Here is a 21863-nt window from a genome sequence, read left to right on the forward strand (position 1 = left end):
ACGGGTGCACAGCCCTCACGGGTGAGACAGCTGCCCGGCCCCGCCGGGCGGGCCTATCCGCCTCTCGGCCCGGGCGGCAGCCCGCTCCTGCCGCCTGGCACGCCGCCGCTCCCGGCGCAGCGCACGGGCGGTGCTGCTCGGCATGGACACCACGCCGTTGCGCTGTCTCCAGACCTGCCGGGTCACCCAGACGTCGAGCGCGGCCCAGGTCGCCACGACCGTACTCGCCACGCTGCTGAGGATCATGGGGAACGCCAGCCATGAACCGGCCAGGGTGCTCAGGAACGCGACCATCGCCTGTATCAGCGTCACGGCGATGATCAGGACCGCCCGTACCGCCGCCGTGCGCACAGGATCGGGAAGCCTGCTGTGCGTGGCGGGTTCCTCCACCCACAGTGGCCGGCGGGCCGCCCGCTCCCCGGCACCGGAGGATCGCTGCGCGACCGTACCGCCCGAGGACCGCGCCGCACTCCGCTGTGCGCTGCCCGCGCTGCCCGTCACCTGGTCCGCCCCTGTCGGAATGCCGGGATCCGGCACTCCGCTGTCCCCGGAGACCGCCGTTCCGTCCCCCGTGCCCCGTCCCGGCGCCCCACTCCGCTCCGCCGTGCCCATCACCGTGTCGCTCCCCACCGCCGGCAGAACCCTCGGCCCGGCCCCAAGACCGGCTCCCCAGTGCCTGCCCGGCTTGCCTCTCTTTACGCCCCCGGGTGCGGGATACGGCTCCTGTGACCGATTCCGCCCCCATTTCCCATGGAGAAGGACGAACGGCGTCCCGTGAAGATTCCCAAGCGCCGAAAATTTCCAGCCAATTGACTCGGTGTCCTGATCACGCCCGGCCCCGCCGGCCCTGCGACTTTCGAGGGTGCAATCTCCCGCAATGGGCAGCAACGCGCTATCTCTCCCCGGCAGTACGGAAGTTGGGCCTCCGCATCGCTCGTCGAGCCGGCTGTGTGTCGGTAGTAGGCTCGCGCCGTTTGTTGACGCACATGCGTGCCCCCCTTCCGGTGGGGGGTCGAGCTGGGGGAGGCCATGCGCTTTCGCGGGAAATCCATCCGCCGGAAGATCGTGGCGTTGCTGCTCGTTCCGCTGCTGTCCCTGACCGCGATCTGGGCCTTCGCCACCGTACTCACCGGACGGGAGGCGGGCCGGCTGTTCAGCGGGGCGTCCGTCGTCGAGGAACTCGGCTACCCGGCCGAGGACACCGTCCGGGCCCTCCAGGAGGAGCGCCGCCAGAGCCTGGCCTACCTCGCCGACCCCCGGGCGTCCGACGCGCTGACCGCGCTGCGGAGCAGCCGGGCCGCAACCGACCGGGCCGTCGCCGAGATCCGCCGGAACGCCCGGGACGCGGACCTGTCCGACGCGGCCGGCCCGGGCGCCGGAGAGCGCCTGACCACCGTCCTCGACGCCTTCGACGGCATCGACGCCCTGCGCCGCAGCGTCGAGGACGGCACCGTCGACCGCGCCCACACCCTCGACCTCTACAACCGCCTGGTCGACCCCTGCTACGAACTGCTCGGCGACCTCGAGGCCCTCGACAACGCGGAGCTGGACAAGCAGTACCGCGCCCTGGTCAACCTCAGCCGCGCCCGCGAACTGCTCTCGCGTGAGGACGCCCTCCTCGGCTCCGCCCTCGTCGTCGGCGAGGTGACCCGCGGCGAGGCGCGCGAGGTCTCCGACCTCGTCGCCCAGCGCACGCTGCTCTACGACCTCAGCCTGCCGCTGCTTCCCTCCACCGAACGCGACCGCTACACGCGCTTCTGGAAGAACGCCGCCACCGCCCCGCTGAGAGTGGCCGAGCAGGCGGCGGTGGCGTCCGGCACCGGACTGCCGCGCGGTGTCACCGTGTCCGCCTGGGACACGGCAGCCGGCGACGTCCTCGACGAACTGGCCTCCCTCGACGACCAGGCCGGCAATCGCTACCAGGACCGCGTCAGCCCGTTCGTGACCAGTGTGATCGTCCAGGCCGTCATCGCCGGCGTCCTCGGTCTGGCCGCCCTGCTGCTCTCCCTCGTCGTGTCCGTGCGCATCGGCCGCGCCCTCATCCGGGACCTGCGGCAGCTGCGGCTGGAGGCGCACGAGGCCTCCGGTGTGCGCCTGCCCGGCGTGATGCGCCGGCTGTCGGCCGGTGAACAGGTCGACATCGAGACCGAGGTGCCCCGGCTCGAGTACGACAGGAACGAGATCGGCGAGGTCGGCCAGGCTCTCAACACGCTGCAGAGGGCGGCCGTCGAGGCGGCCGTCAAGCAGGCCGAACTGCGCGCCGGTGTCTCCGAGGTCTTCGTCAACCTCGCCCGCCGCAGCCAGGTCCTGCTGCACAAGCAGCTCACCCTCCTCGACACCATGGAGCGGCGCACCGAGGACACCGAGGAACTCGCCGACCTCTTCCGCCTCGACCACCTCACCACCCGCATGCGCCGCCATGCCGAGGGCCTGGTGATCCTCTCCGGTGCCGCGCCCTCCCGGCAGTGGCGCAAGCCCATCCAGCTCATGGACGTCGTCCGCGCCGCCGTCGCCGAGGTCGAGGACTACGAGCGCATCGAGGTGCGCCGACTGCCCCGGGTCGCCGTCACCGGCCCCGCGGTCGCCGACCTCACCCATCTGGTGGCCGAACTCCTGGAGAACGCCACCGTGTTCTCGCCTCCGCACACCGCTGTGCAGGTCATCGGCGAGCGCGTCGCGAACGGCTTCACCCTGGAGATCCACGACCGCGGCCTCGGCATGGCGGCCGAGGCCCTGCTGGACGCCAACCTGCGCCTCGCCGAGACCCCCGACTTCGAGCTCTCCGACACCGACCGGCTCGGCCTGTTCGTGGTCAGCCGACTCGCCCGGCGCCAGAACATCCGGGTCGCCCTGCAGCCGTCACCGTACGGCGGCACCACCGCCGTGGTGTTCCTTCCCGACGCCCTGCTGACCGACGACGTACCCGACACCAACGGCATCGGCTTCCGCCTCGACCGCCCCCGCACCGTCAGGGAGGACGGCCCGGCCGGAGGCCGCCGGGTGCCGCTGTCGCAGGCGGCCGCCCCCTCGCCCGGCCTGACCCTCCCGCTGCTGGACGGCCCCGTCGAGCTGGAGGCGCCCGTCGACCTCGACCGCCTGGGCGGCTTTCCGGGCGCGCTCGGCGACGACAGCGGTCGCGGGGGACTCTTCCGCCCGCGCCGCTCGATAGCCCGCGCACCCGCGGACCCCGAGGACGGCCCCCGGCGCTTCGACGCCGACACCGGCATGCAGGACGGCTCCGGTCCCGCGGACACGGACGGCGTCGACGGCACCGGCGCACCTGTGCCGCCGCCCCGCCGGCACACTCCGAAGCTGGTCAGCTCCCACGGCCGACCGGTGACCGGACGGCGCGTCTGGCGCCCCGACCCCGAGGACGCACGCCCCACGGCCTCGCACGATGCCCGGCCGGACCGGGAGCGCACCACCCCGGCCGCCCGTCCTCCGGAGGACGGTCCCCAGCCGCTCCCCACCCGCCGGCGCGCCGACCGCGGCGGCTCCGACGGCCCGGCCCGGGCCATCCCCACCCGCCGTGTCCGGCCCGACGCCGCCGGCCCCGGCGCGCCCGACGGCACCGGCGGCGCCGCGGGGCCCCCGCTCGGCTCAGGCGGCAGGACGGCCGAAGGCACCGCCCCCCGCGGGGACCGCTCCACGCCGCCGGCCGCGCCGGACACCGCGGAACCGGTTCCCGAACGGCGCCGGCGCCCGCACCCCATGGAACCACCCCGGCGCACCCCGGACGGTGCCCCGCACCGCGCCGGCCCCGAGGAGCCGGCAACCGGCAGCGACGCCCTGCCCCGCCGTGTCCGCCAGGCCAGCCTCGCCCCGCAGCTGAGACAGGACCCGGTACGGCGCACGCAGCAGGAGCGGACCGCGCCGGCCGACCGGGACGCCGACGAAGTACGCAGCCGTATGGCCTCGCTCCAGCGCGGCTGGCAGCGCGGCCGCCAGGAGAACGCCGCGGGCGACGACGCCGGCGGCACCGCACCGCAAGGAACGACAGAGGGGGACGGTCGATGACCGCACCGAACACGACCGGCCGCACCGAACCAGGCAAGGGCGAGCTGAACTGGCTCCTGGACGACCTGGTGGACCGCGTCGCGAGCATCCGCAAGGCCCTGGTCCTGTCCGGCGACGGCCTGCCCACCGGCGTGTCGCAGGACCTCAGCCGTGAGGACGGCGAGCACCTCGCCGCCGTCGCCTCCGGCTTCCACAGCCTCGCCAAGGGTGTGGGCCGGCACTTCGAGGCGGGCAGCGTCCGGCAGACCGTCGTCGAGCTCGACGACGCCTTCCTGTTCGTGACGGCAGCCGGAGACGGCAGCTGTCTGGCCGTCCTCTCGGACGCCGACTCCGACGTCGGACAGGTCGCCTATGAGATGACCCTGCTCGTCAAGCGGGTCGGCGCACATCTGCGGAGCGCTCCGCGCACCGATCCGTACGCCGGCGGGTAGTGGGATGACATGAACGAAGACGGTCAGGCACCCAGCCACTGGTTCGACGACGACGCGGGCCCCGTCGTCCGCCCGTACGCGATGACGCGCGGCCGGACCCGGCACGCCGCACAGCACCGCATGGACCTGATCGCGGTGGTCGTCACCGAACCGCACGCGGACGATCCGGAATCGGACCCGACACTGTCCCCGGAGCACATGGACATCGTCGACCTGTGCCGGGACACCCCGCAGTCGGTCGCCGAACTGGCCGCCGGGCTCAACCTGCCCGTCGGCGTGGTGCGCGTGCTCGTCGGCGACCTCGTCGACGGCGAGTTCGTCCATGTGACACGCCCCGTCCCGCCGGCCGAGCTGCCCGACGAGAGTATTCTGCGCGACGTGATCAACGGCCTCCGGGCGCTGTGACCGGTGCGGAAGCGGGGTGAGAGCGTGACGGGCTGGCAGTTCTGGGTGGACCGGGGCGGCACCTTCACGGACATCGTCGCCAGACGTCCGGACGGACGCCTGCTCACCCGCAAACTCCTGTCGGAGCACCCGGCCCGCTACCGCGATGCCGCCGTCGCAGGTGTGCAGGAACTGCTCGGGGAGAGCGGCGACCCGGTCGAGGCCGTCCGCATGGGGACCACCGTGGCCACCAACGCCCTGCTGGAACGCACGGGCGAGCGCACCGTCCTCGTCGTCACCCGCGGCTTCGGCGACGCCCTGCGCATCGCCTACCAGAACCGGCCGCACATCTTCGCCCGCCGCATCGAGCTGCCCGGACAGCTCTACGAACGCGTCATCGAGGTCGACGAGCGCCTCGCCGCCGATGGCACCGTGCTGCACGCTCCCGACCTGGACGCTCTGGCCGGCCCCCTCCACGAGGCGTACGAGGACGGGATCCGTGCCGTCGCCGTGGTCTGCCTGCACAGCCACCAGCACCCGGCCCACGAGCAGGCCGTCGGCGAACTCGCCGCCCGCGTCGGCTTCCCTCAGATCTCGCTGTCCAGCGAGGTCAGCCCGCTGATGAAGATCGTCCCGAGGGGTGACACGGCCGTCGCCGACGCCTACCTCTCCCCGGTGCTGCGCCGCTATGTGCGCCAGGTCGCCGACCGTCTGCACGACGTGCGGCTGATGTTCATGCAGTCCAACGGCGGACTGGCCGAGGCGGGCCAGTTCCGCGGGAAGGACGCCGTCCTGTCCGGGCCCGCGGGTGGCATCGTCGGCATGGCCCGGCTGTCGCAGCTGGCCGGGTTCGACCGGGTCATCGGCTTCGACATGGGCGGCACCTCCACCGACGTCTCCCGGTTCGCCGGCACCTACGACCGCGTCCTGACCACGCGGATCGCCGGCGTCCGGCTGCGCGCGCCCATGCTGGACATCCACACGGTCGCCGCCGGCGGCGGCTCCGTCCTGCACTTCGACGGCTCCCGCTACCGGGTCGGCCCGGACTCGGCCGGTGCGGACCCGGGGCCCGCCTGCTACCGGGCCGGCGGTCCGCTCACCGTCACCGACGCCAATGTGATGCTCGGCCGCATCCAGCCCGCCCACTTCCCCGCGGTGTTCGGTCCGGACGGCGACCAGAGCCTGGACGAGTCCCTCGTCCGCGAGCGCTTCACGGCACTCGCGCGCGAGATCCGCGACACCGTCGGCGACGACCGCACCCCGGAACAGGTGGCCGAGGGCTATCTGCGGATCGCCGTCACCAACATCGCCAACGCCGTCACACGCATCTCCGTGCAACAGGGCCATGACGTCACCCGCTATGCGCTGACCACCTTCGGCGGCGCGGGCGGACAGCACGCCTGCCACGTCGCCGACGCACTCGGCATCCGCACCGTCCTGGTGCCGCCGATGGCCGGCGTGCTGTCCGCGCTCGGCATCGGGCTGGCCGACACCACCGCCATGCGGGAGCAGTCGGTCGAGGCCCCGCTGGAGGCGGCCGCCATGCCCGCCGTCCACGCCACCGCGGACGGCCTGGAGGCCGCCGCCCGCGTCGAGCTCCGCTCCGAGGACGTCCCCGACGACCGCATCCGCGTCACCCGCCGCGCGCACCTGCGCTACGACGGCACCGACACCACCCTCACCGTCGACCTGACCGACCCCGGCACGATGGGCCGGGACTTCGCACAACTCCACAGCGCCACCTACTCCTTCACCCTCGACCGGCCGGTCGTCGTCGAAGCCCTCTCGGTGGAGGCCACCGGCATCACCACACCTCCCGATCTGTCCGCTCTCGCCCCCTACGAAGGCCGGACGGCCGCACCCGAGACGGTCCGCCTCCACACCGGAGGAACCTGGCGCGACGTCCCCCTGCACCACCGCGAGCATCTGCCCCCGGGCCGGCCCGTCGACGGACCCGCCGTCATCACCGAGCCCAGCGCCACGACCGTCGTCGACGAGGGCTGGCGGGCCACCGCGGCCGACGGCGGGCATCTGGTCATGGAACGCGTGGCGGTCACGCAGAGTTCCCGAGCCGACACGGCCGTCGACCCGGTGCTGCTGGAGATCTTCAACAACCTCTTCATGTCCATCGCCGAACAGATGGGCGCCCGCCTGGAGTCCACCGCACAGTCCGTCAACATCAAGGAGCGCCTGGACTTCTCCTGCGCCCTGTTCGACCCCGACGGGAACCTGGTCGCCAACGCCCCCCACATCCCCGTCCATCTGGGCTCGATGGGCACCAGCGTCAAAGAGGTCATCCGCCGCCGCGGCGCGGACATGCGGCCCGGGGACACCTATGCCGTCAACGACCCCTACCACGGCGGCACCCACCTCCCCGACGTCACCGTGATCACTCCCGTCTTCGGCACCGGCCCGGACGGCGCCACGGACGGTGACCGCGTCCTCTTCCACGTCGCCTCCCGCGGCCACCACGCGGAGATCGGCGGGATCTCCCCCGGCTCGATGCCCGCCGGCAGCCGCACCATCGACGAGGAGGGCGTCCTCTTCGACAACTGGCTCCTCGCCCGGGACGGCCGCTTCCGCGAGGCGGAGACGCTCCGTCTGCTCACCGAGGACGCCCCCCACCCTTCCCGCAGCCCGGACACCAACCTCGCCGACCTGCGCGCCCAGATCGCCGCCAACCACAAGGGCGTCGACGAGGTCGCCCGCATGATCGAGGATTTCGGCCTCGACGTCGTCCAGGCCTACATGCGCCACGTCCAGGACAACGCCGAGGAAGCGGTGCGCCGCGTCATCGACACGCTCGACGACGGCGCGTACGCCTACGAGACCGACTCGGGGGCCGTCATCCGGGTGAGCATCCGCGTGGACCGCGTCAACCGCTCGGCGACCGTCGACTTCACCGGCACCTCCCCGCAGCTGGAGAGCAACCTCAACGCCCCCTACGCCGTGGTCAACGCCGCCGTCCTGTACGTCTTCCGCACCCTCGTCGACGACGACATCCCCCTCAACGACGGCTGTCTGCGGCCCTTGAGCATCGTCGTCCCGCAGGGCTCGCTGCTCGCCCCCGAGCCGCCCGCCGCGGTCGTGGCCGGCAACGTCGAGACCTCCCAGGCCGTCACCGGCGCCCTCTACGCCGCGCTCGGCGTCCAGGCCGAGGGCTCGGGCACGATGAACAACGTCACGTTCGGCAACGCCCGTCACCAGTACTACGAGACCGTCGCCTCCGGTTCCGGAGCGGGGGACGGCTTTCGGGGTGCGAGCGTCGTCCAGACCCACATGACCAACTCGCGGCTCACCGACCCCGAGGTCCTGGAATGGCGGCTGCCCGTCCGCCTGGAGGAGTTCGCCGTCCGGCACGGCAGCGGCGGAGCCGGCCGCTGGCCGGGCGGCGACGGGGCCGTGCGCCGGATCCGCTTCCTGGAGCCCATGACCGTCTCCACGCTGTCCCAGCACCGCAGGACGGCGCCGTACGGCATGGCGGGGGGCGAGCCCGGTGCGCTCGGCGCCAACCGGGTGGAACGGGCGGACGGAACCGTCACGGAGCTCGCCGGGAGTGATGCGACCGAGGTCGGCCCCGGTGACGTCCTGGTGGTCGAGACCCCCGGCGGCGGAGGCTACGGCCCGCCGCCGGCCCACCCCCATCGAGCAGGAGAAGAAACCGATGATCTTCGGGCGTTCTGAGCGCGCCAAGCCACCGGTCGAGCCGGTCACGTTCAAGATCCTCGTGGCGGGCGGCTTCGGCGTCGGCAAGACGACCCTCGTCGGCGCGGTCAGCGAGATCAGGCCGCTGCGCACCGAGGAGATGCTCACCGAGGCGGGCCGGCCCGTCGACGACGTCAGCGGAGTGGAGGCCAAGCACACCACGACCGTGGCGATGGACTTCGGCCGGATCACCCTCCGCGAGGACCTGGTGCTCTACCTGTTCGGCACGCCCGGGCAGGAGCGCTTCTGGTTCATGTGGGACGAGCTGTCCGAGGGCGCCCTCGGCGCGGTGGTGCTGGCCGACACCCGCCGCCTGGAGGACTGCTTCGCGGCCGTGGACTACTTCGAGCGTCGCTCCATACCCTTCCTCGTCGGCGTCAACTGCTTCGAGGGCGCGGCCCGGTACCCCGCAGGCGCCGTCCGCGGGGCGCTCGACCTGGACGACGAGGTGCCGGTGGTGCTGTGCGACGCCCGTGACCGCGAGTCGGTCAAGGAGGTCCTCGTCGGCGTGGTGCAGCACGCGATGGAACGCGCCGCGGGCCGCCGGGCCGAGGCCGTCGCCACCTGAGAGCCCGGGCCTTCGGCCCCTTCGGCCCCTTCGGCCCCTTCGGCCCCTTCGGCCCCTTCGGCCGCCGGCCCGCGGGGCCCGGCCGAGGACCCGCGCATCCGCCCTCCGGCGCCGCCGCGGCTCGGCCGGGCCCGCGCGCCCGTCCCGGCGGCGCTCCGTCCCGGCCCGTGCACCCGCCGGCCCGTGCTCCGCGGGACGGTGTCCCTCACCGCCGGGGTTCGGCCACCGCGAACCCCGGCCGGCCCGCCACGGGTCCCGGACCCCGCCGGACCTCGTGTCCCGGCAGCCCGGCGCGGCCCAGCACCCAGCTCGCCCCGGACAGGGACTTCGCGGCCTTCTTCAAGGGGGCGAGACAGGCCGCCGCCTGCCGGTGATCCGTCACGCTGCCCGGCGTGCACAGCACCGTCGCCAGGGACAGCGTGACCGGCAGCCCGCCCGCCGACCAGGGCGCGTCCAGGACGGCGACGGCCAGCGGATCGAGTCCGTCCGGGTCGGACACATCGGCGAGGACGAGGAAGTCGTCCCCGCCGATGTGTCCGACCCGGGTGCCGTGGCCCGCGGTGTGCTGCAGCATGCGGCCCACGGATCGGATCAGGTCGTCGCCCGCAGCGAACCCGGCGCCGTCGTTGACCCGCTTGAAGTGGTCCACATCGAGCCAGCTCAGCGCGAACGGCCGGTTCTCGGCGATCCGCCGGTCGACCTCTGCGGTGATCGCGTCCGAGCCGGGCAACCGGGTCAGCGGGTTGAGCGCGGCCGCCTCCTCCACACGCGACTCCGCCAGTGCCCGCACCAGATCGGACAGTCGTACGACCCCCACGCAGCGTCCGCGGCGGTCCACGACGGCGACGTCGTCGGAGGTACGGTCCCGGCCGCCGTCCGCCACCACGTCGAGCACCTCCCACGCGGTGGCGTCCACGCCCACGGTGCGCGGTACGTCCGCGAGGCGCGAGGCGGGCCGGTCCGCGTACAGGGCGTGGCCGTAGCGTCCGGACATCGACAGCAGGAAGCGGGAGCGGTGCACCGACCGCACCGGCACGCCCTCCCGGTCCACGAGCAGCACCCCGGACGCCTCCGGCGACCCGTTCAGCCGGGCCCGCACCTGCCCCGCGGAGGCGGTGTCGGGCAGCAGCGCGGCCGGACGCACGAACTCCCGTACCGAGGGGCCCGGGCGTGACCCGGTGGAGACGGGGGCGGGGGCGGGGGAGCCGAGCGGAACGTATACCTCCGAGGTGGGCAGGCGGGCCGGGGGCGCGAACAGCGCTCCCTGGCCCAGCTGGGCTCCGGCGGCGACGGCGTGCCGGTACTGCAGTTCGGTCTCCACGCCCTCGACCGACAACAGCCCGCCGAGTTGGTCGCACATCGTCCGCATCGCCCGGATCGCGGCCGGCCGCGCCAGCAGCGACGCGTCCAGTTTCACCAGGTCGGGGGCGAGATCGATGAGCAGGCGCAGCGGCAGACCGCCGTCCCCGACGCCGTCCGCGCTGATTCTGAATCCCGCCCCCCGCAGCGCGGCCACGGCGTCCAGCAGCGCCCGCTGGGGCACGTGGGTGAACGGCGGGCCGACGTCGACCGTCACCTCCCACGGCAGCCGCCCGGCCTGCCGCACCGCCTCCTCCAGCACCCCCAGGCCGCCCAGGTCGGCGACGGTGCCGGCGAACACGTTGACGTGCAGGGGCAGCAGGGTCTCCCTGCGTGCGGCCGCGCGGACCGCCAGCACGGCCAGGCTGCCGTCCAGTTCGGGGTCCCTGCGGGCCTCGGCCAGGATGTCTCCCGTCTCCGGGCGTGCGAGGACCTCCAGTGCCGCGATCCCGCCGGTGCTCAGATTGACCACCGGCTGGAAGGCGAAGCGGAGAGTATCCGTCCAGGAGCGCACGGGAGCATGATGGCTCCGCGGGCGGGCCCTCTGGCCCAGTTCATGAGACGTTCACGCATCCTTCCGGGCCGCTCACAGCGTGTAGGGATCTTGCCCGGGAGGGGCGGCTCCGCGTCCGCCGGCCGCCCGCCGCCCGCGGTCCCGCTACCGCAGGGCCACGACCGCCGAGCCGTGCCCGAACAGCCCCTGGTTGGCCGATATGCCGACGCTCGCCCCGTCGACCTGCCGGTCTCCCGCCGTCCCCCGCAGCTGCCAGGCCAGTTCACACACCTGGGCGATCGCCTGGGCCGGGACGGCTTCGCCGAAGGAGGCCAGGCCGCCGCTGGCGTTCACGGGAACGCGGCCGCCGCGGGCCGTCTCGCCCCGGGCCAGCAGCCGGGCGCCCGCACCCTCGCCGCACAGGCCGAGATCCTCGTACCACTGCAGCTCCAGGGCGGTGGACAGGTCGTAGACCTCGGCCAGCGAGAGGTCTTCCGGGCCGATGCCCGCCTCCTCGTAGGCGGCGGACGCGATCGACGCGCGGAAGGGCTCCGGCGCGGGCGGCACCGCCGCCGCCGAGTCCGTCGCGAAGCCGGGCAGGTCCAGCACCGTGTCCGGATAGCGCGGCGTCACCGTCGACACCGCCCGGATCCGCACGGGGCGGCCGACGCCGTGCCGTCGTGCGAACTCCATGCTGGACAGCACCAGCGCCGCCCCTCCGTCCGAGGTCGCGCAGATGTCCAGCAGGCGGAGCGGATCGGCCACCACCGGCGAGGCGGCCACCTCCTCGGCGGTGACCCGTCTGCGGTAGCGGGCGTACGGATTGAGCGCTCCGGCCGCCGAGTTCTTCACCTTCACCCGGGCGAAGTCCTCGGCCGTGTCCCCGTACACGGCCATGCGCCGCCGGGCGTAGAGCCCGAAGTAGACCGGGTTGGCGGCGCCCAGGACACGGAAGCGCAGCCAGTCCGGATCGTCGGGCCGGTCCCCGCCGGCCGGGCGGAGGAACCCTTTGGGCGCGCAGTCGGCGCCCACGACGAGTGCCGTGTCGGTGAGCCCCGACAGGATCTGCGCCCGCGCGGTGTTCACCGCCTGTGCCCCGGAGGCGCACGCGGCGTACACGGTCGTCACCCGAGCCCCCTGCCGGCCGAGTGCCCCCGCGAAGGCGGCTCCGGCCACATGGCCCGGGTAGCCGCCGCGCACCGTCCCGGCGCCGACGATCGCCCCGATGTCCTGCCAGAGCAGCCCGGAGTCGGCGAGCGCAGCCCGTGCCGCCGCCACGCCGTAGGCGACGAAGCCGTGCCCCCACTTCCCCCAGGGGTGCATGCCTGCCCCGAGGACCGCCACGTCCGCCGTCATGCCCTCACCCCCGTCGGCCGCCAGTGCCATGTCGTCCAGACCGTCTCGCTGTCCTCGTGGAGCACGCCGGGGACCACCTCCACCTCCAGACCCACCGCCAGATCCGCGGTGGTGACCCCGGGGACGGCGCGGCCCAGCACCACCATGCGCTCGGCGGCCAGCTCCACTGCGATCAACGCGTACGGCTCCCAGGGAAGTTCCGGATCGCTCACATAGGGTGACGGCGGACGGTACCGGATGTCCGTGTACGACCAGACGTGTCCACGGCGGGACAGCTCCCACTCCACCAGCTCGCCCCCCGGGCAGTGCGGATTGCGGCAGTGCCGGTCCTCTCGCGGGAAGAACACGCAGGTGCAGAGCGTGCAGCGCGTCCCCAGCAGCCGGAAGGACTCTCCCGTGCCCGTGAACCAGCCCGCCACCGCGGGCGTTCGGGTGCGCATCCGGATGCCTCCCTCAGCCGTGATCTGACGCAACGTCAGAAGTGTGCCACGTGCCGCCGGGAACCGGCAGGCCCCGACGGCGAACCAAGCGCGGCCGTCCGGCGTCGTGGAACACGAGGGACGGCCGAGACCCACGGGGGTGGCCCCGGCCGTCCCTCCCTCACCGCCCAGCCGCCCGCGCGCCGCCGGGACCGGCCGCGCGGGCCGCACCCGGAGCCGCGGACCGTCCGGAGCGGGCAGCCGCCCCCCTGGTGATCGGATACAGTCCGCGACGTGTCCGACAACCACCACTCCGCCGCCGGCTCCGCTCCGGGCTCCCACTGTTCGAGCTGCGGCGCACCCTACGGAGAGGGCGTCTCCGACTGGCCCCGCACCTGCCCGGCCTGCGGCAGCGTGGCCTATCGCAACCCGCTGCCCGTCGCGGTGGCCCTCCAGCCCGTGTACGACACGCAGGGCACCGCCCTGGTCGTGATCACCCGCACCGTCCCGCCCGCCCGCGGGGGCCTCGCCCTGCCCGGCGGCTACGTCGACGACCGCGAGGACTGGCGGCACGCCCTGGTGCGCGAACTGAAGGAGGAGACCGGCATCGAGGCGCTGAGCCGGGAGGTACGCCTCGTCGACGCCGCGAGCTCCGGCGACGGCCACCTGCTGCTGTTCGGGCTCCTGCCGGAACGCCCCGCCGGCCGCCTGCCGCCGTCCGCCCCCACCGACGAGACGGACGGCCGGCACCTGCTGCGCAGGCCCGAGGAACTGGCCTTCCCCCTGCACACGCTGGCCGTCCGCGCCTGGTTCGAGGGACGCTACGTCTGACGTGCGCCGTCGCCCAGCCCCCGCACACACACCGGGTAGGGCGGCTCGCCGGCGCCGCCCTCCCCCTCGCGCCGTACCACCACCCGCCGGCCCTCCCAACGACTGACCCAGCGCTCGATCTCCGGCTCCCGGCCCCCGTCGCCCGCGTCCGGCACGAGGAGCCCGCCGCCCGTCCGGCCCCGGGCAGGCGCCCACGCCTCCAGCTCCGTCGCCCCGTCCGCGCCCCGCACCGGAAGGACCGAACCCCCGCGCGCGAGGACCGGAATCCGCGACAGGGGCGCATCGACCAGCACCTGGCCCGGCCCCTCGTACGCCCGCTCCGTCGCCGTGTCGTACCAGCGCCCCCGAGGCAGCTGGACCGCCCGCCGGTCCGCCCCCGGAACCAGTACGGGCGCCACCAGAAGCGCGTCACCGAGCAGGAACGCGTCCTCGCAGTCACGCAGCAGCCGGTCCTCCGGCGCCCCCCACCACACCGGCCGCACATAGGGCGCCCCCGTGCGCCGCGCCAGGTGGGCCAGTGTCACGAAGTAGGGCAGCAGCCGCCGCCGCTGCCGCAGCGCCGCGCGCGCGTGCTGCAGGACCTCCGGCCCGGAGTCCCAGGGCTCCCGCCCACCCGCGCGGGTACGGAACAACGGAAGGAACGCGCCGAGCTGCAACCAGCGGAGGAACAACTCCGGCGACGCCCCCCGCTCGCAGCCGCCCACGTCGGACCCCGCGTACGGCACCCCGCTCAGGCCCAGCCCCAGGACCAGCGACAGCGACGCCCGCAGCCCGGGCCATCCCGGGACCGGCCCGCCCGACCAGACTCCTCCGTACCGCTGCAGGCCCGCCCAGCCCGACCGGGACACCACGAACGGCCACCGCTCCGGCGACACCGCCCGCAGCCCGTCGTACGCCGCCGCGGCCATGCACAGCGCGTACACGTTGTGCGCCTCACGATGGTCGCCCCCGCGGCCGTCCAGATCGTGCCGGGCCGACCGCGGCAGTGTCGCCTCACCGAACGCCGTGAACGACGCCGGCTCGTTCATGTCGTGACAGAAGCCCGCGAAACCCTCCGCCAGGCGCTCCGCGTACCAGCGCCCCCACCACGCCCGCACGCGCGCGTGTGTGAAATCCGGGAAGACCGACTCCCCGGGACGCGCGACCCCCTCCACCGCACGGCCGGAGGCGTCCCTGACGAAAGCGTCCTCCGCGGCGCCGCCGTCGAACACCGCGTACCCCGGCACCGCCCGCACCGCCGGATCCACGGCCGACACCAGCCCGATCCCGTCCCGGCGCAGTTCCTCCGCCAGCTCCGGCAGCTTCGGAAAGCGCTCCCGGTCCACCGTGAACACCCGGCGCCCCCGGCCGTGGTCGGCATCCAGGTGCACCGCGTCCAGCGGCAGCCCGCGCTCCTGACAGGCCGCGACGACCCGGCGCACCTCCCGGTCGCCGCCGGCCCCCCGCACCGCACGGTGATGTCCGAGCGCCCAGCGGGGCGGCAGCGCGGCCGCACCGGTCAGGGACGCCCACGCCGACAGCACGCGGGCGGGCGTCCCCACCACCACCCAGCAGCGCAGCGGGCCGCCCTCCATCCGCACCTCGCACATGCCGGCACGGTCATGACCCGAACCGGCCCCCTCCTCGCCCTCCCGCAACGTCACCGTGCCGTCCCAGGACGTGTCGTGGAACACCAGGTGCGTCGCCGCGTCCGCCACCACCATCTGCACCGGCATCGTGAGCGGAGAGGTGTCGTCCCCCGGCCCGCAGGGCCGCCCCGGAGGGGTGTTCCACAGCCGGTACGCGCCGTTCCGAAGCCGCGGCCCCGACGCACGCCCGCCCAGCCCGAAGAACCGCGCGTCCGCCGGCACCTCGGACCGCTGCAACCACCGGCCCGGCCCGCCACCCACCGGTTCCCACCAGCGCGGCGGCAGATCACGGCGCAGCAGCACGCCACCGGGCGTCTGTACGTCGACCCTCCCGTGCCGCGAGATCGCCACCGTCACCCGCTCGGCCACCACCCGCCAGCCGCCGTCCGTGTCCGGCTCCAGCACCGCCCGCGGATCGGGCTCCGGACACCGCCCGGCGAGCGCGTACGACGGCTCGGGCCCGGCCCCGTCCCACCCCCAGAAGACCGCCCCGCTCACGGTGACCAGGATCCGCAGCTCCGAGCGGCCGAACCGGACCACGCCCCCGCCCGGCTCCGGCTCCCCCTCCCGTACGGTCCCCGGCACCCGCGCGCGCTCCGCGCCACGCGGCGGCAGGCCGGTCGCGTCGGCACGCCGCCGGCGCCACGCCGCACGCACGGTACGCAACCCCTGAGCAGCCCCCACCGAGCCGACCGCCTTCACCGAATCCACCAGGTCACGACCGTCCATGCTGATCACCCTGCCACCGACCGGACCGGACGCGGGCGTCGTTCAACTCCCGTTCACCCGTGATGGGACCACACCGCCATGACGTGGACTATGTGGGGTGGACCCTGGTGCCGGAGTCGATCACATGGCATCGTCCGTGTCACCGCGTCACGCGCACACCCCCGCCCGTGCGCGGAAGACGCACACGACGCGCACAGTCCGGGAGCCGACATGTCGACCGAGAACGCCCAGCCGCTCTGGCAGCCCGACCCCGAACGGATCGCCGCCGCCCGGATCACCGCATTCCAGGCCTGGGCCGCCGAACACCACGGTGCACCCGCCGCCGGGGGCTACGCCGCGCTGCACCGCTGGTCCGTCGACCAGCCGGAGGCGTTCTGGACAGCTGTGACGGAGTGGTTCGACGTCCGCTTCTCCACCCCCTGCACGCGCGTGCTCGGCGACCGCTCGATGCCCGGCGCCACCTGGTTCCCGGGCGCGACACTCAACTACGCCGAGCACGCCCTGCGCGCCGCCGACGACCGTGCCGACGCACCCGCCCTCCTCCACGTCGACGAGACCCACGAGCCGCGCCCCGTCACCTGGTCGGAACTGCGCCGGCAGGTCGGTTCCCTCGCGGCCGAGCTGCGGGCCCTCGGCGTCCGGCCCGGCGACCGCGTCAGCGGCTACCTCCCGAACATCCCCGAGGCCGTCGTCGCCCTCCTCGCCACCGCAGCCGTCGGCGGCGTCTGGACCTCCTGCGCCCCCGACTTCGGCGCCCGCAGCGTCCTCGACCGCTTCCAGCAGGTCGAGCCGGTCGTCCTCTTCACCGTCGACGGCTACCGCTACGGCGGCAAGGACCACGACCGCCGCGATGTCGTGGCCGAACTGCGCGCGGAACTGCCCACCCTGCGCGCCCTCGTGCACGTTCCGCTGCTCGGCACCCCCGCGCCGGAGGGGGCCCTCGACTGGTCCGCCCTGACCGCTGCCGACGTCGAGCCGGTCTTCGAACAGGTCCCCTTCGACCATCCGCTGTGGGTCCTGTACTCCTCCGGAACCACGGGGCTGCCGAAGGCCATCGTCCAGTCCCAGGGCGGCATTCTCGTCGAGCACCTCAAGCAGCTCGGCCTGCACTGCGACCTGGGCCCCGGGGACCGCTTCTTCTGGTACACCTCCACCGGCTGGATGATGTGGAACTTCCTCGTCTCCGGCCTGCTCACCGGCACCACGGTCGTCCTGTACGACGGCAGCCCCGGATACCCCGACACCGGCGCCCAGTGGCGGGTCGCGGAGCGCACCCGGGCCACGCTCTACGGCACCTCCGCGGCCTATGTCATGGCCTGCCGCAAGGCCGGCGTGCACCCGGCCCGCGACCACGACCTCTCCGCGGTCCGCTGCGTCGCCACCACCGGCTCGCCCCTGCCGCCCGACGGTTTCCGCTGGCTGCACGACGAGGTCGGTGACGACCTCTGGATCGCCTCCGTCAGCGGCGGCACGGACGTGTGCTCCTGCTTCGCGGGAGCCGTCCCCACCCTCCCCGTGTACATCGGCGAGCTGCAGGCCCCCGGTCTCGGCACCGACCTGCAGTCCTGGGACCCGGCCGGCCGGCCCCTCACCGACGAGGTCGGGGAACTCGTCGTGACCAACCCCATGCCCTCGATGCCGGTCCACTTCTGGAACGACCCCGACGGCAGCCGCTACCACGACAGCTACTTCGACACCTACCCGGGCGTCTGGCGCCACGGCGACTGGATCACCGTCACCTCCCGCGGCTCGGTCGTCATCCACGGCCGCTCGGACTCCACCCTCAACCGCCAGGGCGTACGGATGGGGTCGGCCGACATCTACGAGGTCGTCGAGCGCCTCCCCGAGATCCGGGAGTCCCTGGTCATCGGCGTGGAGCAGCCCGACGGCGGCTACTGGATGCCCCTGTTCGTCCACCTCGCACCCGGCGCCGCACTGGACGACGCGCTGGTCGACCGCATCCGGCGGACCATCCGCGAGCAGCTGTCCCCCCGCCACGTCCCCGACGAGATCATCGAGGTGCCCGGCATCCCGCACACCCTCACCGGCAAGCGCATCGAGGTCCCCGTCAAGCGTCTGCTCCAGGGCACGCCGTTGGACAAGGCCGTCAACCGCGGGTCCATCGACAACCTGGAGCTGCTCTCCTTCTACGAGGACCTCGCCCGCAAGCGCGCCTGAACCCCGGTCCGGGACCGGCGCCCACGCCGGTCCCGGGGAACGCCCCGTGCATCCCCCGCACGCCTCCGACCTGCACCGATCGCAGGTACTGGTCACGTTGTCAGTGGCGCCGACTACGGTGAGTGAACAGTGATCGACCGCCCACAGGGGGAATCAGACATGGCGCACACCCATCAGCGCACCAACCAGCGCACCAACCAGCGCACCAATCAGCACAGCAATCAGCGCACCCATCAGCGCACCGACCAGCGCACCGGCCGGACGCGCACCGACCGCCGGAGCATGCGGCGCGTGCTGCGCCGCGAGATCGCCGGCACGATCGGCGTGCTCACCGACGAGCACGACTTCACGCAGATGCGGCGCTACCGCACCTTCACCTTCGCCGACCACGCCGCCTACCTGCGCGAGGTGGAGGCGCTCCTGCGCACCCGCGCCCGCCGGGGCGGCCACACCACCCTCGCCCTCTTCGACCCGCAGGACTACGCCGAGTACTGCCGGCACACCGGGCTCGACCCGGACCGGGCCGCGAGCCGCACCCGCTTCACCGCGGAACTCGCCGCCACCGGGCCGGCCCTGCCCTACGACGGCCGGCCCCTCACCGAGCTGCTGCCCGCCCTCGTCGACGAGGCGGTACGGCAGGCGACCTGGGAGTACGCCGCGACGCTCCTGGCTGGCCTGGGCACCTGCGCCGCCTGCGGCGAGGACATCGGACGGGCCGCCTTCTCCCGGGCCCGCCACCTCCTCGCGCGGATCCTCGACACCGCGCCACCGGGCAGCCGTCACCTCGTGTGCAGCGTGACCACCACGCCGGAGCCACTCGTCGCCGTGCTGCACGCCTCCCACGACCGGGCGCCCGCATCCGACCCGCACGACGCCGAGGCACTGGAGTTCACCACCGTGCTGGCCGTGGGCCTGGCCACGCACAGCCCCGGCGGACTCGTCATGCGCACCGTCCGTCCCGGCACCGCCGACCAGGTGTACGGGTGGCGTCTGAGGGGCGAGGGGCTCCAACCCCTGACCGCCGCCGAGGTCTTCGACGCCTACTGCACCGACGCGGCGTCGGGAGATCTCATCTCCCCGGAGTCCGACGTCGACTACCGCGAACCGCCCGGACTCGGAGACGAGGGAACCGGCCCCGGGCACGACCACTGAGCACGCGAGGGGCGTCTGAACGCGCGAGGGGCGTCCCACCCGGAAGACGGGACGCCCCGAGGCCGGCACGGGCCCGCCGCAGCGGGCACCCGCGTTCACTCGCCCGACAGCACCGCCCGCGCGGCCGCCCGAGCCTCCTCGGCGCTGTCCGCCGCGCGCGCCGCCGACGCCGCGCGCTCGCACTGGGCGAGCGAGAACTTCGCCAGCGTCGCACGCACGTAGGGGATCGAAGCGGAACCCATGGAGAGGGAGGTGACGCCCAGACCCGTCAGCACACACGCCAGCAGCGGATCCGAGGCCGCCTCGCCGCAGACGCCGCAGCTCTTGCCTTCCGCCTTCGCGCCCTCCGCCGAAAGGGCCACCAGGTCCAGCAGCGCCGGCTGCCACGGGTCCTGGAGGCGGGCCACGGCACCCACCTGGCGGTCGGCGGCGAAGGTGTACTGGGCGAGATCGTTGGTGCCCAGTGACAGGAACTCCACCTCCTGGAGGATGGAGCGCGCCCGCAGCGCCGCCGACGGGATCTCCACCATCGCGCCGAACTTCGCCCGCAGCCCGGCCTCGCGGCACGCGTCCGCGAAGGCCCTGGCGTCGGTGCGGTCCGCCACCATCGGCGCCATCACCTCGAGGTGGACCGGCAGGCCCTGGGCAGCCTTCGCCAGTGCGGTCAGCTGCGTACGCAGCACCTCGGGGTGGTCGAGCAGCGTGCGCAGACCGCGCACGCCGAGGGCGGGGTTGGGCTCGTCCGCGGGGGTGAGGAAGTCCAGGGGCTTGTCGGCGCCGGCGTCCAGCACGCGCACCACGACGCGGCCCTCGGGGAAGGCTTCCAGCACCTGGCGGTAGGCCTCGACCTGCTTCTCCTCGGAAGGCGCGTTCTTGCTGTCGTCGAGGAAGAGGAACTCGGTGCGGAACAGGCCCACGCCCTCGGCCCCGGCCTGCACGGCGGCGTCGATGTCGGCCGGGCCGCCGATGTTGGCCAGCAGCGGCACCTTGTGCCCGTCGGCGGTGACACCGGGACCCGTGGACGCGGCGAGAGCGGCCTTGCGCTCCGCCGCGGACGCCTCGAGCTGCGCCCTCTTCTCCTCCCCGGGCTCGACGAAGATCTCGCCCGTGCTGCCGTCCACCGCGACCAGGGTGCCCTCGGCGAGCTCACCCGCTCCCGGCAGCGCAACGACGGCCGGGACGCCGAGCGCACGGGCCAGGATCGCGCTGTGACTCGTGGGCCCGCCCTCCTCGGTCACGAATCCGAGGACCAGCGCCGGATCGAGCAGCGCGGTGTCCGCGGGCGCCAGATCGCGCGCGACCAGCACATACGGCTCGTCGCTGTCCGGCACGCCCGGCATGGGTACGCCGAGCAGGCGCGCGACGATGCGGTTGCGCACGTCATCGAGGTCCGCGACGCGGCCGGCCAGATACTCGCCGGCCCCGGCGAGCAGCTCGCGGTACGCGGCGAACGCGTCGTAGACCGCGCGCTCGGCCGTGCTGCCCACCGCGATCCTGCGGTTCACGTCCGCGATCAACTCGGGGTCCTGGGCCATCATGGCCTGGGCCTCCAGCACGGCCTGAGCCTCACCGCCCGCCAGGTTGCCGCGCGCCGTCAGGTCGGCCGCCACAGCCTCCACGGCCTTGCGGGCACGCCCCTGCTCGCGCTCCGCGTCCTGCGCCGGGATCTGCTTGGCCGGCGGTTCCAGCACCGCCGTCCCCATGTGCCGAACCTCGCCGATCGCCACCCCGTGGCTCACGCCGACGCCTCGCAGCGTTGTCTCCATCTCACCCGTCTCCGATAGTGCGGCGGGCCCGGCCGCCGCGGTGGTTGTCCTGTCTGCCGTTCTGCGACGGCGCGATGTCACGCCCAGGAGAAGAGGGCGTCGCCCGCCTTCACGTCGCCGTCCTCGCGGAGGTCGGAGAGCGCCTCGGCCGTGGCCTCCAGCGCCACGACGGGGCAGACCGGGGACTTGCCCGCCTCCTCCACGGCGGCCGGGTTCCAGCGCACCACGGCCTGGCCGCGGGTCACGGTGTCCCCCTTGTTGACGAGGAGTTCGAAGCCCTCGCCGTTGAGCTGCACGGTGTCGATGCCGAGATGGGTGAGCACGCCGTGCCCCTCCCCGTCGACCACGACGAAGGCATGAGGGTGCAGGGAGACGATGACCCCGTCGACGGGGGAGACGGCCTCGGAGGGCTCCCGGACGGGGTCGATGGCGGTACCCGGGCCGACCATGGCCCCGGAGAAGACGGGATCCGGCACTGCCGCCAGGCCGATGGCCTGGCCGGCGAGAGGGGACGTCACGGTGGTCATGGGAAGCCTCCCAGGGGCGGAGATGCTTACGCGCCGTCACAGCTTGTCGATGAGGGCGCACTGTTGAGCAGGGTATGTCATATGAAGACCCGGTTCCGTACGAGACGTCCCAGGGTCAAGAGGTCTAGACCACCACTGTAGTCGATTTGCCTGCGCTTCGCGGCCCCCTGTACAGTCATATCCCTGCCCGGGGCCGAGTGAGGCGAGCGAGCCTCTCGATCCGGGTGGCCCTCTCTTACGTCAGGTCCTGATCTCGGGTCCCTTCCGTATGCCTGCGGAACGGTGGTCGGAGTGTCACGAAAAGGCTGATAGCGTGGGAG

Annotated in this window: 15 protein-coding genes; 8 read left to right on the plus strand and 7 right to left on the minus strand. The window is 73.7% G+C overall.

The features are described 5' to 3' along the window. Window positions 1-15: 15 nt before the first annotated feature. Window positions 16-612: a hypothetical protein gene (locus AC5K6T_RS09075; RefSeq protein WP_493207428.1), complete on the minus strand. Its 597-nt coding sequence runs from the start codon at window positions 610-612 to the stop codon at window positions 16-18. 417 nt (window positions 613-1029) lie between these two features. Here AC5K6T_RS09075 and AC5K6T_RS09080 point away from each other — a divergent pair, with 417 nt between their 5' ends. Genes AC5K6T_RS09080 through AC5K6T_RS09100 form a run of 5 tightly spaced genes read left to right on the plus strand, consistent with a single transcriptional unit; the run spans window position 1030 to window position 9105 of the window. After that, entirely contained in the window at window positions 1030-4017 is a 2988-nt protein-coding gene (locus tag AC5K6T_RS09080) for a sensor histidine kinase (protein WP_493207236.1), read from the plus strand. Next, window positions 4014-4448, plus strand: a complete 435-nt coding sequence (locus tag AC5K6T_RS09085) for a roadblock/LC7 domain-containing protein (RefSeq protein ID WP_493207238.1) — start codon at window positions 4014-4016, stop codon at window positions 4446-4448. The genes AC5K6T_RS09080 and AC5K6T_RS09085 overlap by 4 nt, the downstream gene beginning before the upstream one ends. Before the next feature lie 9 nt (window positions 4449-4457). After that, window positions 4458-4853 (plus strand): DUF742 domain-containing protein, encoded by a 396-nt coding sequence (locus AC5K6T_RS09090; protein ID WP_493207239.1) that lies wholly within the window; start codon window positions 4458-4460, stop codon window positions 4851-4853. Between the two features lie 24 nt (window positions 4854-4877). Then, window positions 4878-8516: a hydantoinase B/oxoprolinase family protein gene (locus AC5K6T_RS09095; RefSeq protein WP_493207241.1), complete on the plus strand. Its 3639-nt coding sequence runs from the start codon at window positions 4878-4880 to the stop codon at window positions 8514-8516. Continuing rightward, the gene (locus AC5K6T_RS09100) at window positions 8497-9105 is read left to right on the plus strand and encodes a GTP-binding protein (RefSeq protein ID WP_493207243.1); all 609 of its coding nucleotides are present in this window, start codon (window positions 8497-8499) and stop codon (window positions 9103-9105) included. Before AC5K6T_RS09095 ends, AC5K6T_RS09100 begins: the two co-directional genes overlap by 20 nt. A 205-nt stretch (window positions 9106-9310) precedes the next feature. Here the strand turns inward: AC5K6T_RS09100 and AC5K6T_RS09105 are convergent, their stop codons facing one another. The 3 genes from AC5K6T_RS09105 to AC5K6T_RS09115 all read right to left on the minus strand — a co-directional run bounded on the left by AC5K6T_RS09105 (window position 9311) and on the right by AC5K6T_RS09115 (window position 12753). Next, window positions 9311-10978 (minus strand): EAL domain-containing protein, encoded by a 1668-nt coding sequence (locus AC5K6T_RS09105; protein WP_493207245.1) that lies wholly within the window; start codon window positions 10976-10978, stop codon window positions 9311-9313. Between the two features lie 144 nt (window positions 10979-11122). Beyond that, complete coding sequence (locus tag AC5K6T_RS09110; protein ID WP_493207429.1) at window positions 11123-12313, minus strand: lipid-transfer protein; 1191 nt, start codon at window positions 12311-12313, stop codon at window positions 11123-11125. Continuing rightward, window positions 12310-12753: a Zn-ribbon domain-containing OB-fold protein gene (locus AC5K6T_RS09115; protein WP_493207247.1), complete on the minus strand. Its 444-nt coding sequence runs from the start codon at window positions 12751-12753 to the stop codon at window positions 12310-12312. Before AC5K6T_RS09115 ends, AC5K6T_RS09110 begins: the two co-directional genes overlap by 4 nt. Before the next feature lie 273 nt (window positions 12754-13026). On the opposite strand from AC5K6T_RS09115, the gene AC5K6T_RS09120 reads away from it, so the two are divergent. Further along, entirely contained in the window at window positions 13027-13563 is a 537-nt protein-coding gene (locus AC5K6T_RS09120; RefSeq protein ID WP_493207249.1) for an NUDIX domain-containing protein, read from the plus strand. Here AC5K6T_RS09120 and AC5K6T_RS09125 read toward each other — a convergent pair. Further along, window positions 13554-15920, minus strand: a complete 2367-nt coding sequence (locus AC5K6T_RS09125) for a glycoside hydrolase family 31 protein (RefSeq protein WP_493207250.1) — start codon at window positions 15918-15920, stop codon at window positions 13554-13556. The two genes, AC5K6T_RS09120 and AC5K6T_RS09125, sit on opposite strands and share 10 nt — an antisense overlap. A 210-nt stretch (window positions 15921-16130) precedes the next feature. On the opposite strand from AC5K6T_RS09125, the gene AC5K6T_RS09130 reads away from it, so the two are divergent. Together AC5K6T_RS09130 and AC5K6T_RS09135 are read left to right on the plus strand one after the other, a co-directional pair. Continuing rightward, window positions 16131-18098: an acetoacetate--CoA ligase gene (locus AC5K6T_RS09130; protein WP_493207252.1), complete on the plus strand. Its 1968-nt coding sequence runs from the start codon at window positions 16131-16133 to the stop codon at window positions 18096-18098. A gap of 282 nt (window positions 18099-18380) precedes the next feature. After that, window positions 18381-19250 carry a DUF8829 domain-containing protein gene (locus AC5K6T_RS09135; protein WP_493207431.1) on the plus strand — a complete coding sequence of 290 codons (870 nt, stop codon included), beginning with the start codon at window positions 18381-18383 and terminating at the stop codon, window positions 19248-19250. A gap of 95 nt (window positions 19251-19345) precedes the next feature. Here AC5K6T_RS09135 and ptsP read toward each other — a convergent pair whose 3' ends face one another. Both ptsP and AC5K6T_RS09145 read right to left on the minus strand, forming a co-directional pair. After that, window positions 19346-21016: a phosphoenolpyruvate--protein phosphotransferase gene (gene ptsP, locus AC5K6T_RS09140; RefSeq protein WP_493207254.1), complete on the minus strand. Its 1671-nt coding sequence runs from the start codon at window positions 21014-21016 to the stop codon at window positions 19346-19348. A 77-nt stretch (window positions 21017-21093) separates the two neighbouring features. Further along, window positions 21094-21543 (minus strand): PTS sugar transporter subunit IIA, encoded by a 450-nt coding sequence (locus tag AC5K6T_RS09145; RefSeq protein ID WP_493207256.1) that lies wholly within the window; start codon window positions 21541-21543, stop codon window positions 21094-21096. Between the last annotated feature and the right edge of the window lie 320 nt (window positions 21544-21863).

The sequence above is a fragment of the Streptomyces sp. B8-7 genome, from assembly GCF_058833805.1.

Coding starts and splice junctions, on each gene's coding strand:
- AC5K6T_RS09075 (WP_493207428.1), bottom strand. CDS start 612: ATGGGCACGGCGGAGCGGAGTGGGGCGCCGGGACGGGGCACGGGGGAC.
- AC5K6T_RS09080 (WP_493207236.1), top strand. CDS start 1,030: ATGCGCTTTCGCGGGAAATCCATCCGCCGGAAGATCGTGGCGTTGCTG.
- AC5K6T_RS09085 (WP_493207238.1), top strand. CDS start 4,014: ATGACCGCACCGAACACGACCGGCCGCACCGAACCAGGCAAGGGCGAG.
- AC5K6T_RS09090 (WP_493207239.1), top strand. CDS start 4,458: ATGAACGAAGACGGTCAGGCACCCAGCCACTGGTTCGACGACGACGCG.
- AC5K6T_RS09100 (WP_493207243.1), top strand. CDS start 8,497: ATGATCTTCGGGCGTTCTGAGCGCGCCAAGCCACCGGTCGAGCCGGTC.
- AC5K6T_RS09110 (WP_493207429.1), bottom strand. CDS start 12,313: ATGACGGCGGACGTGGCGGTCCTCGGGGCAGGCATGCACCCCTGGGGG.
- AC5K6T_RS09115 (WP_493207247.1), bottom strand. CDS start 12,753: ATGCGCACCCGAACGCCCGCGGTGGCGGGCTGGTTCACGGGCACGGGA.
- AC5K6T_RS09125 (WP_493207250.1), bottom strand. CDS start 15,920: ATGGACGGTCGTGACCTGGTGGATTCGGTGAAGGCGGTCGGCTCGGTG.
- AC5K6T_RS09130 (WP_493207252.1), top strand. CDS start 16,131: ATGTCGACCGAGAACGCCCAGCCGCTCTGGCAGCCCGACCCCGAACGG.
- AC5K6T_RS09135 (WP_493207431.1), top strand. CDS start 18,381: ATGCGGCGCGTGCTGCGCCGCGAGATCGCCGGCACGATCGGCGTGCTC.
- ptsP (WP_493207254.1), bottom strand. CDS start 21,016: ATGGAGACAACGCTGCGAGGCGTCGGCGTGAGCCACGGGGTGGCGATC.
- AC5K6T_RS09145 (WP_493207256.1), bottom strand. CDS start 21,543: ATGACCACCGTGACGTCCCCTCTCGCCGGCCAGGCCATCGGCCTGGCG.